11 protein-coding genes and 1 pseudogene are annotated in these 14,031 nt (G+C 70.6%); 5 read left to right on the forward strand and 7 right to left on the reverse strand.

Translation table 11 applies throughout. The features are described from left to right. Positions 1–182: 182 nt before the first annotated feature. The 3 genes from ACFYOY_RS21440 to ACFYOY_RS21450 all read left to right on the forward strand — a co-directional run bounded on the left by ACFYOY_RS21440 (position 183) and on the right by ACFYOY_RS21450 (position 2,592). Positions 183–1,445: a sensor histidine kinase gene (locus tag ACFYOY_RS21440; protein ID WP_388588829.1), complete on the forward strand. Its 1,263-nt coding sequence runs from the start codon at positions 183–185 to the stop codon at positions 1,443–1,445. Next, on the forward strand, positions 1,418–2,077 hold the full coding sequence (locus ACFYOY_RS21445) for a response regulator (protein ID WP_388588832.1): 660 nt from the start codon (positions 1,418–1,420) through the stop codon (positions 2,075–2,077). Before ACFYOY_RS21440 ends, ACFYOY_RS21445 begins: the two co-directional genes overlap by 28 nt. A 137-nt stretch (positions 2,078–2,214) precedes the next feature. Then, positions 2,215–2,592 (forward strand): hypothetical protein, encoded by a 378-nt coding sequence (locus ACFYOY_RS21450; RefSeq protein ID WP_388588835.1) that lies wholly within the window; start codon positions 2,215–2,217, stop codon positions 2,590–2,592. A 61-nt stretch (positions 2,593–2,653) separates the two neighbouring features. Here ACFYOY_RS21450 and dacB read toward each other — a convergent pair whose 3' ends face one another. After that, positions 2,654–3,949, reverse strand: a complete 1,296-nt coding sequence (gene dacB / locus ACFYOY_RS21455; protein WP_351893933.1) for a D-alanyl-D-alanine carboxypeptidase/D-alanyl-D-alanine-endopeptidase — start codon at positions 3,947–3,949, stop codon at positions 2,654–2,656. 361 nt (positions 3,950–4,310) lie between these two features. Between dacB and ACFYOY_RS21460 the strand changes: the two genes are divergently transcribed. Further along, positions 4,311–5,726 (forward strand): DUF1996 domain-containing protein, encoded by a 1,416-nt coding sequence (locus tag ACFYOY_RS21460; RefSeq protein ID WP_388588838.1) that lies wholly within the window; start codon positions 4,311–4,313, stop codon positions 5,724–5,726. A gap of 71 nt (positions 5,727–5,797) precedes the next feature. On the opposite strand, the pseudogene ACFYOY_RS21465 reads toward ACFYOY_RS21460, so the two are convergent. From ACFYOY_RS21465 to ACFYOY_RS21475, 3 genes and pseudogenes are all read right to left on the reverse strand, one after another. Beyond that, positions 5,798–7,473, reverse strand: a pseudogene (locus ACFYOY_RS21465) (IS1182 family transposase). A gap of 157 nt (positions 7,474–7,630) precedes the next feature. Beyond that, positions 7,631–8,572, reverse strand: a complete 942-nt coding sequence (locus ACFYOY_RS21470) for a D-alanyl-D-alanine carboxypeptidase family protein (RefSeq protein ID WP_388588840.1) — start codon at positions 8,570–8,572, stop codon at positions 7,631–7,633. Positions 8,573–8,638: 66 nt separating this feature from the next. Then, positions 8,639–9,319 carry an HAD family hydrolase gene (locus tag ACFYOY_RS21475; protein WP_388588843.1) on the reverse strand — a complete coding sequence of 227 codons (681 nt, stop codon included), beginning with the start codon at positions 9,317–9,319 and terminating at the stop codon, positions 8,639–8,641. Between the two features lie 151 nt (positions 9,320–9,470). Between ACFYOY_RS21475 and ACFYOY_RS21480 the strand changes: the two genes are divergently transcribed. Then, positions 9,471–10,505, forward strand: a complete 1,035-nt coding sequence (locus ACFYOY_RS21480) for a lactonase family protein (protein WP_351893951.1) — start codon at positions 9,471–9,473, stop codon at positions 10,503–10,505. Between the two features lie 199 nt (positions 10,506–10,704). On the opposite strand, the gene ACFYOY_RS21485 is transcribed toward ACFYOY_RS21480, so the two are convergent. The 3 genes from ACFYOY_RS21485 to ACFYOY_RS21495 form a co-directional block, all read right to left on the reverse strand. Next, complete coding sequence (locus ACFYOY_RS21485; RefSeq protein ID WP_351893954.1) at positions 10,705–11,703, reverse strand: hypothetical protein; 999 nt, start codon at positions 11,701–11,703, stop codon at positions 10,705–10,707. A gap of 295 nt (positions 11,704–11,998) precedes the next feature. Beyond that, complete coding sequence (locus ACFYOY_RS21490) at positions 11,999–13,180, reverse strand: BadF/BadG/BcrA/BcrD ATPase family protein (RefSeq protein WP_351893957.1); 1,182 nt, start codon at positions 13,178–13,180, stop codon at positions 11,999–12,001. Between the two features lie 4 nt (positions 13,181–13,184). Continuing rightward, the gene (locus tag ACFYOY_RS21495; protein ID WP_351893960.1) at positions 13,185–14,006 is read right to left on the reverse strand and encodes a phospholipid scramblase-related protein; all 822 of its coding nucleotides are present in this window, start codon (positions 14,004–14,006) and stop codon (positions 13,185–13,187) included. Positions 14,007–14,031: the final 25 nt, after the last annotated feature.

Below are 14,031 nucleotides of genomic sequence, written 5' to 3' on the forward strand. Positions count from 1 at the left end.
GCCCTTTCTCCTTCTGTTCGGTGACTCCACGAAACCGGGTGCGGGCACCACGACGCAGTACGGCAGAAGCGAGTTTTGGGGTAGGGCCAGGCATACCCCCGATGGTCTGCCTGGCCCGATGGCAGCGGCGGAGCGGGACTTCTACGGTGACCTCCATGCATCCGCGGAATGTGTGGCAAGCCATGTCCAGGCCGGGTTTCCTGCTGTCCTCGTGGCCGTGGCGCTCCGCCGGATACCTGCTCACCGGAGCGATGACCGGTGCCGTCGCCCTCGTGGTGATCGGGGCCATGGCGGCGGCCGGAGTCGTTCTCGCCATCGCGCTGGTGGGGCTCCCGCTGCTCGTTCTCGTGGTCCTCGCCGGCATCCCGGTGGCCTGGGTGGAACGGCACAGGATGCGCCTGATCGACCCGGGTCCGGCTGTCGACCAGCATCGGGCGCCCACGGCCCATGGCCTGTGGGCCTGGCTGACGACGCGCATGAGGGAGCAGGCGACGTGGCGGGAGCTGGGCCATGCCCTGCTGTTCGCCGGGCTGCTGTGGCCGGTCGACGCGCTCGTCGTGGCGGTTGCCCTGCTCGCCCCGCTGTCCATGGTCGCAACGCCACTGCTGATGTTCACGGTCGGTGGCGGTGAGGAGGTGAAGGTGCTCAAGCAGTGGACCGTCACCACCTGGCCGGCGGCCTTCGCAACAGCCACGCTCGGGGTGGTGCTCATGGGGCTGTGCGCCTATGTCCTGGGGGTGGTGGCCGGTGCCCGGGCCGCACTGACGCGGGTGCTGATCGCTTCGCGTGAGGTCGACCTGGGCACGCGGGTTGTCGAGTTGACCCGCTCCCGCCTTCGACTGGTGGACGCCTTCGAGGCGGAACGTCGCCGCATCGAGCGCGATCTGCACGACGGGGCGCAGCAACGGCTGGTGGTGCTGACGATGACCCTCGGTCTGGCCCGTTTGGACGCACCTCCCGGGCCGGTCGCCGATCAGCTCGCGAAGGCTCACGAGGAGGCGGACAAGGCCCTCGCGGAGCTGCGCGAACTCATCCACGGCATCCACCCCAAGGTCCTCTCGGACCACGGCCTCCCCGCGGCCGTCGCCGACGCCGCGGACCGCTCCGCGATTCCCGTGGACGTGGAGCTGGCCCTGCCCGGGCGGTTGCCCCAAGCGGTCGAGGCCGCCGCCTACTTCGTCGTGTGCGAGGCCCTCACCAACATCGCCAGGCACAGCGGGGCGAGCCGCGCGGAGGTCAGCGGGAGACACCGGGACGGACGACTCTTCCTCCACGTGCGGGACAACGGCCGGGGCGGTGCGGACGCCGGCGCCGGAACCGGTCTGACCGGACTCGCGGACCGGGTTTCGGCGCTGAATGGCAGACTTTCCCTGTCCAGTCCGCCGGGCGGACCGACCCTGCTGCGTGTGGAGTTCCCTTGCGTACGGACCGACCGCTCCGCGTAGTACTGGCCGAGGACAGCGTGCTGCTGCGAGAAGGGCTCATCGGCCTGCTCAGCCGCTGCGGGCATGACGTCGTCGCGGCCGTCGGCGACGCTCCCGGACTGCTCGCCGCGGTCGAGGAGCACGCTCCCGACATCGTCCTGACGGACGTGCGCATGCCCCCGGGGTTCCAGGACGAGGGACTGCACGCGGCGGTGCGGCTGCGCGAGAAGCGGCCCACGCTGCCCGTCCTGGTCCTCAGCCAGTACGTGCAGCGGACGTACGCCTCGGAACTGCTGGACTCCGGTGACGGCTCGGGCGTCGGTTACTTGCTGAAGGACCGGGTCGGGCAGGTGGAGGATTTCGTGGACGCCCTGTGCGAGGTCGCGGACGGTGGCACCGTCGTGGACCCCGAAGTGGTGCGCCAGCTGCTGCGCCGGCACCGCGATCCGCTGGACCGGCTCACCGCGCGGGAGCGGGAGGTTCTGGGGCTGATCGCCGAGGGCAAGTCGAACGGTGCCATCGCCCGGGAGCTGGTCGTGTCCGAGGCTGCCGTGGGCAAGCACATCAGCAGCATCCTCACCAAGCTGGACCTCCCCCCAGCGGACGAGACACATCGCAGGGTGCTGGCAGTGCTCGCCTACCTGCGCGCGTGACGCGGGGGACGACCGGAAGGCCCGGCCCGGCTATCGCTTGCCGGTGAGTTTCTCCATCACCTCGTAGACCTGTTCCGGGGTGAGCGGGCCGACGGGGAGTGGTTGGCGGACGGCCTCGGTGCACAGTCCGGGCGCTGATGCCGCTGCTCCTGTTCACCCCGGTGGAGGTGGTCCGTGCCGTGCTGCCGGAGTGGACCGAGCGCGGCGACGGCGCCTTCCTGCTGACCCAGGGCTACTCGGCGGCGCAGCCGATACCCCACCTCAGCGGTGTGGGCCCGGTGGTGGCCGCTACCCGCAACTACCTGTACTCGCTCAATGGTGAGCTCGCCGACACCGGTGCCTACGCGGGTACCCTCACGATCGGGGCCCTGATCGAGCGCAGCGAGATGGCGGAGTTGGCCGTGGCCGACGTCGAAGCGTTCGCGAACTTCCCGGTCGCCGACCCGGACGACCTCGCCGAGTACTACTGGGACATGTACACCAAGCGCAACCGCGTCGAGCAGTTCCACCCCTAGTCCCCGGCTGCGCAGGCCACCGCCGGGTGACCCACGGGGCCAGGGACGCGGGGCAGTGCGGCTACGCCCAGCAGCCGTTGACCGTGGCGGCGAGGCCGTCGAGGGTGTCCTTGGTGGCGGCCGGGTCGGCGGAGGACTGGTTCTCGATGAAGGAGAAGACCTTCCACCGGCCGTCCGCCGCCTTGGTCAGCCCGCTCAGGGCGATCGCGCCGGTCAGGGTGCCCGTCTTGGCCTTGACCTGGCCGACGGCGCACTGGGAGTCCGGGGTGTCGAAGCGGCCCCACTCGGGCCCCAGGGTGCTGCCCGCCTCGCCCGCCACCGGCAGGCCTTCGTCGATGGAGCGCAGCAGGCCGCTGTAGCGCGGATCGGTGAGCAGATCGAGGATGTCCGCGACGGTCCGGGCCGGGATGCGGTCCGCGCGGGAGAGCCCGCTGCCGTCGTAGATCTCGAAGTTCTCCATCGAGACGCCGTAGCGCCGGCTGAGGACGTCCCGCACCACGGCCGTGCCGTCCTCGAAGGTGGCGGGCCTGCCGGCGGCGATCGCGGTCATGCGCAGCATCGTCTCGGCGATCTCGTTGTCGCTCGTCTTGAGCATCTTCTTGACCGTCTCGGCCAGCGTCGGGGACAGGTGCTGTCCCACCGGCACGTCCGTGGCCGACGCCGTGCCACGGGTGACCTCACCGTCGACGGTGACACCCTGGTCGGCGAGTTGCTCGGCGAAGACCTTCCCCGCGTCGATGGAGGTGTCCGCGGACAGCTTTCCGTCCACCACCAGGGAGCGCACCGGCGAGACCTGGTCGTCGTAGTACGAGTCGTTCCAGCCGTTGGCCAGGGTCGGCTCGGCGAAGAGGCTGTCGTCGATACGGACCTTCACCGAGCCCAGGCCCGCGCTCTTGACTCCGGCGGCGGCGGACTTGGCGAGCTCGGTGACGTCGGTGGTGCTCAGCAGCCGGTCGCCGCCGCCTATGAGGGTGAGCGTGCCATCGCCGTAGACCACCTTGGTGGTGAACCGGTGTTCGGGGCCGAGCACGGTCAGCGCCGCCGTGGCGGTGGCCAGCTTGGCGTTGGACGCGGGCATCAGCGCGGTGTCCGCGTCATGCCCCCAGATCACCTTGTCGGACGCGGAGTCCAGCACGATGCCGCTGAAGGTGCCGCCGAGGCTCGGGTTCTGGGCGCGGGTGTTGAGGTTGTCCGCGATCTTCTGCTCAGCGGAGTCGAGCCCGTCGGCGGCCACGGACTGGGTCGCCGTGGTGGTCTTGGTGCTCTTGTCGGCGGCGAGCGCCGACGGAGCGGACAGCAACGCACCGGTGACCGGGACGGCGGCGATGATGAACGCGCGGCGGACCGCGAGGCTCATGGGCTTGGCTTTGCGATGACGCCCACTGGACGAGTTCGCGCTGGACATGTGGGGGGCTCCGCGGGCGCGTAGAAGGGGTAACGGGGGTACGGCGAAGTAAACATTTTAACCGGAACTGATCAGCTTCATTCCGCCGGGCGGCGGACATGTGGTGAAGCCACTAGGGAGATGTGCCGGTGCACCGACTCCTCCGGCTATTTACGAGATGTTGCGACCACCGTTGAGAACGATCGCCTCGCCGTCCGTATCCATCGGCGTCGCGCTGTGTCCTTTGCCCCGGGACGGGGTGAGGGGGCGCGGCCCGACGCGGCCGAGGGCAAGACGTCCCCGGCGTAGGAAGACTGCCGATGAGGGGCGAAGGATGAGGAACAAGAAGAGACACAAGCGATCCAGGGTCATCGGGCTGACCGTGGTCGGAGTGACCGCACTGGCCGTGGGCGGCGGGGCGCTCCTGATGACCGACAACGATGCTTCCGCCGCCCGCCGATCGGCCGGGCAGCAGGCGCCGGCGCGGGCGGCGATGACCGTCAAGTGCCCGGACGCCACGACCCGGCTGTCGAATGTGCCGCAGCGGGCGCGGCCCGCCGTGGACAAGGAACTGGCGACGATGGACAGCCAGGTCGCCGACGCCTACCAGCAGCTGGCCGCGCGCGGCGCGAGCGCCGACCAGGACTGGGTGCGCACCCGGGTGCTGGAGCCGCTGAGCGCCCAGCGGCGTGGCGCGCTGAACCGCATCGGGAACGAGATCGGCCGGGTGGCCAGCCGCCCGTCCGGCCTGGACACGCTGGCGTCCTGCACCGTGCAGCAAGCGGCCCCGGCCGCCGCACCGGCGGGCGCCACCCCCGCCGCGGGAACGGCCACCCCCGCCGCTCCGGCCGCGGGTGGCCAGCCGCAGTCCGGCCCGGTGAAGGCGGACTTCGTGGACATCCGCAGGGTGCGGCCGAACGTCAAGAACCCCCGTACGCGGGGCAACGCCTCCCGCGGCACCTTCTCATCGCGCTGCGGCCGCAATGAGAACAAGCACTTCAACTCGGACAACGTGATCGTCGCCCCCGGTGTGAGCAACGGCGCCCACCATATGCACGACTACGTCGGCAACCGCGACACCGACGCCTTCTCCACCAACGACGGCCTCGCCGCCGCCGGGACCACCTGCACCAACGGCGACCGCTCCACCCACTACTGGCCGGTCCTGCGACAGCAGGACGGAACGAAGGAGGCCGACGCCGACCAGCCCGGCGGCGGCACCGAGGGCAATGTGGGGCGGATCCTGCGCCCGGAGACCGCGTCCATCAGCTTCCGTGGCAGCGCGGTCTCCAAGGTCGTCGAGATGCCCAAGTTCCTGCGCATCATCACCGGCGATGCCAAGGCGTTCACCAACGGCACGGCCAACGCCAACGCCTCCTGGAGCTGCACCGGATTCGAGAACCGGCAGCTGAAGGACAAGTACCCGCTCTGCCCGAAGGGCAGCAAGGTGGTCCGTACGTTCAAGTTCCAGAGCTGCTGGGACGGCAAGAACGCCGACAGTGCGAACCACCGCACCCATGTGGCCTTCGCGGACGCCAAGGGCGCGTGCGCCAAGGGGTTCAAGGCCATCCCGCAGCTCGTCCAGCGGATCACCTACAAGGTCGCGCCCGGCTCGCTCTTCGCGGTCGACAGCTTCCCCGAGCAGCTGCACAAGCCGGTGACCGACCACGGCGACTTCATCAACGTGATGTCCAACTCGCTGATGAAGAAGGCCGTGAAGTGCATCAACACCGGGCGTAAGTGCGGCTGACCGCCGCCCCTACGGCCCGGTGCCCCAGCCGGATGGCCATCCGGATGCTGCTGGTTAATTCGGAGCCGGGCCTACTTCGCCCCGTCGATCGTGTGGTCGGCGGGGCGAAGTGCTGCGAAGTGGCTGGTGCGGGGGCGGGCTCGTGGGGCGCCGGTGAGGTGGGCGTCAATGCGGGCGAGGTTGATCGCCGCTCCGGTCAGCTGGTGCTGGAGGCTGGTCTTGGCAAGCCCGCGATAGCGGGATCTGCGCAGACCGCAGCGCTGAAGACCCTGAGAAATCGTCCCTTCGACCCCCGCGCGGATCTTGTAACGCTCCTTCCAGCGATCGGTTTGCTGGAGGGAGCGAGCGTGGCCAATGGCGTCGTGTTCCTCGTGGTGTCGGAAGGTCGGCTGGCGCCGTTCTGCGGTCGGCGAGCTGACACAGTCCCGCAGGTGTGGGCACGGCCGGCAGCCGGAGGTCGAGAATTTCACCCGAACCACGGGGGTGCCGCGGTGGGAGAGGGCTTCCTGCCACTTGTCCGTGGTGATCCCGCCGGGGCAGGTGACGCTGCGGTTGTTCCAGTCGATGATGAAGGCGTCCTGGCCGTGGCCTTTGCTTCTCACCTGGGCCTGAGGTGTGGTGTCGGGCCCGACCGGACCGTGCAGCTCGACCCCGTGGTCGTCTTGGGCGGCGACGATGTGGGCAGCGGTGGGGTAGCCGGCATCGACCCAGTGTTCAGCGGGCAGACAGTTGCGGGCGGCCAGTCCGGCATGGATGGCTGAGGTCATGGCCACGTCAGGGACGGTGGAGACGGTGGTCACGACATTGGTGATCAGGTTCGGGATATCGGGCTCGCAGGTCTCGGTGAGATGGACCTTGAAGCCGTCCCAGAAGGTGTCACGCTTGACGCTGCCGCGCGCCTCGATGTCATAGGGGGTGACCAGGCGAATCGCGCCCGGCGGCCGGTCTTTTGGGTTCCGCCGCCGCACCTCACCTTCGACCAGATGGAAGTGCTGCACCCACATCTGCCGTAAGACCTCCACCTCCGGCACCGTCCGTAGTGCGGCAGGCGCACCGGACGAGGTGACGGCCTCAAGCAGCCGCATCCCGTCGCTTCCGATCCGCTGGCCGATCTCGTCCCGCTTGGCCGGGGCCTTGGGGAACCGTGAGTCCTCGGCGCGGGTGGCGTAGTGCCGAAACCAGTCCGGCTCGGCGTCCTCGGACAGCCAGTCGGGAACGGCTGCGGCAAGCGCGTTCAGGGCCGCGCGCAGCGTCTCGGCGACCATCTTCAGCCAGCACAGCTCCCTCGCCGCCGACAGCACATGCGTGGAGTCGGTCCGAGCCTTTCCCCTACCGATGAGCAGCCCCTTCTCCCGGGCCGCGGCAAGGATGCCGTCCAGCACCCACCGTCCAGCGTCCGCCTGAACCAGCCGATCCCTGAACTCCGAGAGGATGGAGAAGCCGAAGCCCGGATCATCCAGCCGGAGCCCGAGGGCGTACTTGAAATCGATCCGAGCCCGGACCGCATCTGCGGCCTGCCGGTCGGTCAGCCCCTCGACGAACTGCAACACCAACACCAGCGCAAGGCGCCCCGGTGACCAGGCATGCCTGCCCCGCGACGGGAACAGACCCGCGAACTCCTCATCTCGAACAGCGGCCCCAGCTCATCACGGACCCGGATCGCCAGGCTCCCTTTCGGGAACGCGGCCCGCGCCACCCGCACCGTGTCCACCGGGATCTCCCCAGAGCCCTTCGGCTGCATCGACATCGGCACCCACCCCATACGACAACGTCGGCCTTCAAGACCACAACCGGGTCTTGAAGGCCGACGTCACGCCCGGCTCCGAATTAACCAACAGCATCCGGATGGCCATCCGGCCGGGGCACCACCCGCGTGGAAAGCGGGCCGTGGATCAGTCCCGCGATCAGTCCTGCGGTGCGCCCTTGGGCAGCTGGCGCCAGGTGACCTTGGTGTGGGCCCGGAAGGCCCAGTCGAGCATCTTCTTCGCGTCCGGGTAGCGCTTGGGGGCGTTGAGGATCACGCCCACGACGGTGCGTCCGTCACGCTTCGCGGCGAAGACGAGACACCTGCCGGGCGCGGTACCGGTGCCCGTCTTGATGCCGATCGCGCCGCTGTACGAGCCCAGCAGCCGATTGGTGTTGTTCCAGTAGTACGTCCTGGTCCTGCCATTGGCGGCCGGGGCCTTCTGGATGGTGTCGACGGACTTGACGACCGTGCCGAGGGTGGAGTTCTTCAGCGCGTGCCTGGCCAGCTTGGCCATGTCGCGGGGCGTGGTGTAGTTCTGTCCCCCCTGCGAGATGCCGTCGAAGGTGTCGTAGTGGGATGTGGTCATCCCCAGCGCGGACGCCTTCTTGTTCATCTGCGCGATGAACGACTTGGTGCGCTTGGCGGTGGTGTCACCGGTGCCGAACGTGTCCGCGAGGGCCATGGCCGCGTCACAGCCGGACGGCAACAGCAGCCCGTACAGCAGCTGCTTGACGGTGAGCTTGTCCCCCTTCTGCAGGTCCGCCTTACTGCCGCCGACGCGGGCGGTGTAGTCGATGTACGACTGCTTGACGGTGACCTTCTTGCCGAGATTGAGCCCCCGGGTGTCGAGCACCACGACCGCCGTCATGAGCTTGGTGGTGCTCGCCATCGGCCGCTTGGTGTCGGCCGCCTTGGCCCACAGCTGCTTGTTGGTGTTGTTGTCCAGCAGATACGCGCCCTTGGCGCTGACCCCCGAAGGGCCGCTCCTGACCTCGGTGGCCTGGGCCGCGTTCGCCGGTACGGCGACCGTCAAGGCCGCCGCCGAGGCGATGACCGCCGTCCCCCAACGGCGGATCGCCTTACCCCCACGTCTTTCCATACGCCCTCCGTCTCTCCTGCGACATGCCGGTGAATGTCCGGGCATGCGACGCATGGTCTCACGGCCTCAACTGAGGGCCGCGACCCACTCGTAGGCCCGCTGGGCGTCGAACTCCGGCTGCCCGCTCCGGAAGAGCAGCCCGGCGGAGGTGAACGGCTCGCCGTCCGGCGACGGCCCGGCCGCGTACGGAACGGCGATACAACGCATCCCGGCCCGCCGCGCCGCCTCCACCCCGGGACCGGCGTCCTCGACCACCACACACCGCCCCGGATCGACGGACAGCAGCCGGGCGGCGGCCAGAAACACATCCGGCTCCGGCTTGCCCCGGCCGACGTCCTCCGCGGACACATACACCGGCAGCAGCGCGTCCAGCCCGGTGGCCTTGAGCGCGGTCTCGATCGCCGAGCGGGACGAGCCGGAGGCGACGGCGAGCGGATGCCCGGCGGCGCGCAGCCGCTCCACGAAGGTGCGCATGGCGGGAAAGATCTCGGTCGCCGCGGCCAGCTCCAGATAGTGCCGGTTCTTGACGGCGAGCAGCTCCTCCACGGGCGCCTCGATGCCGTACCGGTCGCGCAGCGTCTCCAGGGTCTCCCGAGTGCCGATCCCGATGAACCGGGAGTGCTCCTCCCAGGTGAAGCCGCTGATCCCGTACCGCTCGAGGGTCCGCCGCCCCGCCTCGTAGTAGAGGGGCTCGCTGTCCACGAGAGTGCCGTCCAGGTCGAAGATCACGGCGGGCATGGTGTTCATGGGGACAGCATGCCAAGAGTCCCGCCCGTGGAGCTCGCGGGGGAGCCTCCGGGCCCGGTGGGGCGGAAGATGACGGCGTGTTGGTCTAGACCGCTCTGTTACCGTCGGCCCCTAGCGGTACCGGAACCGGAGTCGGCGGAAGGGTAGTGCGGTGGGCGCGAGTGGGAGCGGGCTGCGGGCGTATATCGGGTCCTTCACTGTGGCGGGCGGTGCCGGGATCACCGTCGCGGATGTCGACGACGAGACGGGCGCGCTGCGGATCCGGAACTCCACGGACGTGGTCGTCAACCCGTCCTATCTGGTGCTCGCCCCCGGCGGGCGCGTGCTGTACGCGGTGAGCGAGGCCGAGGATGGGGCGGCCGCCGCGCTGGATGTCACGCAGGATCCGCCCTCGCTGCTCGGTGAGCCCGTGCCGGTGCGGGGCGCGGGGCCCACCCATCTCACGCTCGCCGGCGGGCAGCTGCTGACCGCCAACTACGGTTCGGGCAGCGTCACCGCGCTGCCGGTGCTGGAGGACGGCCGGCTCGGGGAGCCGACGGGGGTGCTGCGGCACGAGGGCAGCGGACCGCATCCGGAGCGGCAGGAGGGGCCGCATGCCCACGCCGTGGCGCCCGATCCGTCGGGTGGCTGGCTGCTCGCCGTCGACCTGGGGATCGACGCGGTCCAGGTGTACGCGCTGCCCGGGCCGCGTCCGCACCACGAGGTCCGGCTGCGCCCGGGGAGCGGCCCGCGCCATCTGGCGTTCCATCCGCGTGGCGACCGCGTGTATGTCATCAACGAGCTCGATCCGACGATCACGGCCTGCCGCTGGGACGCGGCGTCCGGCGTTCTCGAACCGCTGGGGGAGACCCGTCTGGTCCCCGACGGTACGGACGTCGAGACCTACCCCGCCGAGGTCGTGGTCTCCGGGGACGGCCGCTTCGTATGGGCCGCCAACCGCGGTCACGACAGCATCGCGACGCTCGCCCTCGACGCATCCGGCGACCGGATGGAGCTGGTCACCACCACGCCCTGTGGCGGCCACTGGCCCCGTGATCTGACGCTCGACCCGTCGGGACGCCGGCTCTATGTGTCCAATGAGCGCTCGGGCGATGTCACCTGGTTCGACATCGACCCCTCGACCGGGGTGCCGCGTCGTCGCGGTTCGGTCCCGGCTCCGGCGGCGTCCTGCGTGGTCTTCGGCTGACGTACGCCGGGCACGGACAGGGAGCCCGGTGGATACGGGGCCTCTCGGATACGGGGCCTCTTGGATACGAGGCTTCTTGGATACGAGGCTTCTTGGATACGAGGCTTCTTGCATACGAGACTTCTTGGATACGAGCGGGGCGGTGACCTTGACGGTCACCGCCCCCGCTGTCTCGTGCGTTGCTTCGCCGTGCGTTGTGTCAGCGCATCGCCGGCGACGCCTGCTGCAGCGTGATGCCCAGCGCCGCCGCGTACTTCGCCAGCACCAGCTTGCCCACGGCCGGGTAGTCGCCCAGCGCCTCGGCCGCCGCGCAGCCCGCCTCCTCGGCGGCCGCCGAGATCAGCTCGGCGGAGACCTCCGGGCCGATGAGGTACGGCGCGAGGGCGAGCCGGGCGGAGCCGGCCGAGCGCAGCTGCTCGGCGACGCGGAGGACGGCCCCGTCCTCGTCCAGCGCGGCGGCCATCACCGGCACCGCGAGGCGCGCGGAGAGCAGCATGCCGGTGATGCCACCGGCCTGGGCCGCCTCCTCGCCGCCGACCGTGGCGAGGATGATGCCGTCCGCGGCGGTCGCGACCGTGAAGAGACGGGCGCGGTCGGCGCGGGCCAGACCCGCCTCCGACAGACGCACGTGCAGGGCCTCGGCGAGCAGCGGATGGGGGCCGAGGACGTCGGTGAGTTCGGCCGCCGAGCCGCTGCTCATGACGGCCTGGCGTATCCGGCGCAGCTGTGCGCTGTCCGGGCCCGCGAGGAGCGGGACCACGACGGCCGCCGGACCGTCCGTGGGGACCGTGGGGATGGACGGGACCTCGTCGACGACCTCGCCCGCGGCCTCGGCCGCGGCGATCGCCTCCGCCGCCTCGTCGGCGAGGGCCTTGGCGGCCTCGGCCGCCTGTCGCAGACGCTCGGGGTTCTCCTGGGCGGCGCGGGTGAGCACGGCCTCGAGCTGCGGGTACTCCTGGCCGTCCCCGTCCAGGAAACCGATCTGAGCGTCGAGCCCGGGCATCTCGGAGCGGGCGATGCTCACCAGGTCCTCGGCAAGGCGCCGGGCACCGTCGCTCGGGGCACCAGGGACGGCCAGCACCAGCGGAGGTGCGCCGAGAGGCGCGGCGGCGGCCTCCGGTCGGCGGTGCCGTCCGGACTGGCGGGGACGCGGCATTCGTACAGGCAGGCCGGACGCGGGCCCTGTGGGGGAGCTCATGGCGCCGCATGTTAGTCGCTCGATGGGCTCGGCTGTTCGGGAGGGTGTGACTGGGGGTATCTGTCCCGCTTTGTCGACTGGTGTTGTGCGGTGATGTGCGCTCAGCGGCCATACTTGATCGAAGAATCGACCATGTGTCCGGAATTGCCGGTCATGGAATCCCATACTGGGCGCCCACGCTGAGCGCCCATATGGGACACCCCGTGTCGGGAGCCACGGGGTGGGGCTACGGGTCGGGGCTCCGTATCGTTGCCCTGCGTCGGAAGCCCTGCGGCGTGCCCGCACGGGGCGGCGCTCAGACGATGCTGAGCAGCGCCGGGTCCCGGGGCAGCCGCAGTCCGTCCGCCGCCAGCGCCGCCGCGACGCACAGCGCCCCGTCCAGCGGATCCCCGGCCGCCTCCGTGATCCTGATCCCGGGTAGCCGCGCCGCCAGTTCCTCGCGCACGGGCGTCAGCAGTGGCGCGCCCATACGGAACAGCCCGCCGGTGAGCGCCACCTCGCTCGACTCCAGCCGCGGGCAGACCGCCTCCGCGGCCTCGGCGATATGGCGGGCGGCCGCCCGCAGAATCGCCTCCGCGACCGGATCCTCGCCGGCGCACCGGCCCACCTCGGGGGCGAACGAGGCCAGGACGGCGGGGCGGTCGGGGCGCGGGTACAGCTGCCCCGGCAGCCCGGTCGCGGGGCCGAACACGGCCTCCAGGCGGGCCAGCAGCGGCTTCGAGCCGCCCTCGCGCCCGTCGTACGCGCGCATGGCCGCCTCCAGGCCCGCCCGGCCGATCCACGCACCGCCGCCGCAGTCGCCCAGCAGATGGCCCCAGCCGTCGGCGCGTCGCCAGCCGCAGGTGGCCCAGCGGGTGTCGCCGCCCGAGGTGCCCGTGGCCGTGGCGCCCGTGCCGGATACGCCGTGCGCATCGCGCAGGCCGTCCGTAGGGGATACGCCGTCTGCGGCAGGCTCGCCGTCCGTACCGCCCAGCCCGCCGGCGAAGCCCTCGGGCACCGCGCCCAGCGCGATCAGGCCCGTCCCCGCCGCGACCACCGCGCCGGGACGCTGTCCCAATGCCCCGGCGTAGGCGGTCACCGCGTCGGCCGCCAGGGCCAGTCGCCGTACGCCGAGGGCGTCGGCCAGCGCGTCCGGAAGCCTGGCGCGCAGATCGTCGCCGAGCGTGGCCATGCCTGCCGCGCCGACACAGACCGCACCGAGGTGCCGGGCCCCGGCCTCGCGCAGCAGCTCCTGGGCGGCGGGCAGGACCCGCGCCAGCAGGCTTTCCGCGTCGATGCCCCGGTCGCCGACGGCGGCGGGTGTGGACGAGGACCAGGTCAGTGGCGAGGACCAAGTCGGTGACGAGGAGCAGGTCGGTGGCTGCTCCGCGGAGCAGCCGGGAGCGGCTGCGCGTGCCACCGCCACCCGTACGCCGGAACCGCCCGAATCGATCCCGAGCACATGCGTCACCGCATCGTCGGGCACCGTGTCGCCCACCGGCTCAGCCGAATCCGCGCGAGTCCTGCTTGAGCGCGGTGTCCACGGTGAGGGCCGTGGCGATCACCAGGCTCAGCAGCGGATCGGGAAGCTGGCGGTGGATCTGCAGCACATAGTTGTCCGCCGTCGTGAACATCGTCTTCGCCAGGCCCTCCCAGGTCTTGGTGATCCGGGCGACCTCGCTGTCCGTGTGGTCGACGATGGCGAAGTTCCAGGCCCGCCAGTTCTCCGCCTTGATGGCGCCGACCTGCTGGCCGTTGACGAGCATGCCAAAGTTGATCTTGCCGATGACGTTCTGCTGGACGATCTCGCCGACCGGCTGTCCGTCCGGGCGGGTCACCACCACCTTGGACTTGATGAACTTCGCGGGCCGGGTGAGCACCAGATGCGGCTGCCCGTTGGCGTCGCGGATCTCCAGTTTGTGCGTCATGAACTGGTCGAGGCTCGAGACGAACCGCGCGACCTTCTTCAGCGTGCTCTGGCCGACCTGGACCACCGAACCGAGAGTGCGCCCCTGCTGGTCGAAGACGCTGTACTCATTGGTGAGCTCGATCAGCTTGGCCTTCTGGTTCACCACCAGCACCGGTTCGGTGAACAGCGTGCCGCCGCCGCCCATCGTGGGCCCCACATGCGCCTGCTGCTGCACCTGGTGCTGGACCCTGGCGGGGTTGGGGTTGGGCGGGGCGGCCTGCGTCGGAGGGGCCTGGCCGGGCTGGCCATGGTGCGTATGCGCGGTCCACTGGGCACCGTCCCACCAGCGCAGCTGGTTCGGCGTGCCCTGGGGGTCTGCGTACCAGCCCGCAGGGGTGTTCGGATGTGATGTCATGGCGGGCAGACTACCCGTCGCCCAC

Origin of the sequence: Streptomyces sp. NPDC007875, assembly GCF_042868035.1 — a bacterium.
Lineage (GTDB): Bacteria > Actinomycetota > Actinomycetes > Streptomycetales > Streptomycetaceae > Streptomyces > Streptomyces antimycoticus.

Bases quoted from the DNA above. Each gene is read 5' to 3' on its own strand.
- ACFYOY_RS21470 (WP_388588840.1), bottom strand. From the start codon at position 8,572: ATGGAAAGACGTGGGGGTAAGGCGATCCGCCGTTGGGGGACGGCGGTC.
- ACFYOY_RS21485 (WP_351893954.1), bottom strand. From the start codon at position 11,703: ATGAGCTCCCCCACAGGGCCCGCGTCCGGCCTGCCTGTACGAATGCCG.
- dacB (WP_351893933.1), bottom strand. From the start codon at position 3,949: ATGAGCCTCGCGGTCCGCCGCGCGTTCATCATCGCCGCCGTCCCGGTC.
- ACFYOY_RS21475 (WP_388588843.1), bottom strand. From the start codon at position 9,319: ATGAACACCATGCCCGCCGTGATCTTCGACCTGGACGGCACTCTCGTG.
- ACFYOY_RS21460 (WP_388588838.1), top strand. From the start codon at position 4,311: ATGAGGAACAAGAAGAGACACAAGCGATCCAGGGTCATCGGGCTGACC.
- ACFYOY_RS21450 (WP_388588835.1), top strand. From the start codon at position 2,215: ATGCCGCTGCTCCTGTTCACCCCGGTGGAGGTGGTCCGTGCCGTGCTG.
- ACFYOY_RS21495 (WP_351893960.1), bottom strand. From the start codon at position 14,006: ATGACATCACATCCGAACACCCCTGCGGGCTGGTACGCAGACCCCCAG.
- ACFYOY_RS21440 (WP_388588829.1), top strand. From the start codon at position 183: ATGTCCAGGCCGGGTTTCCTGCTGTCCTCGTGGCCGTGGCGCTCCGCC.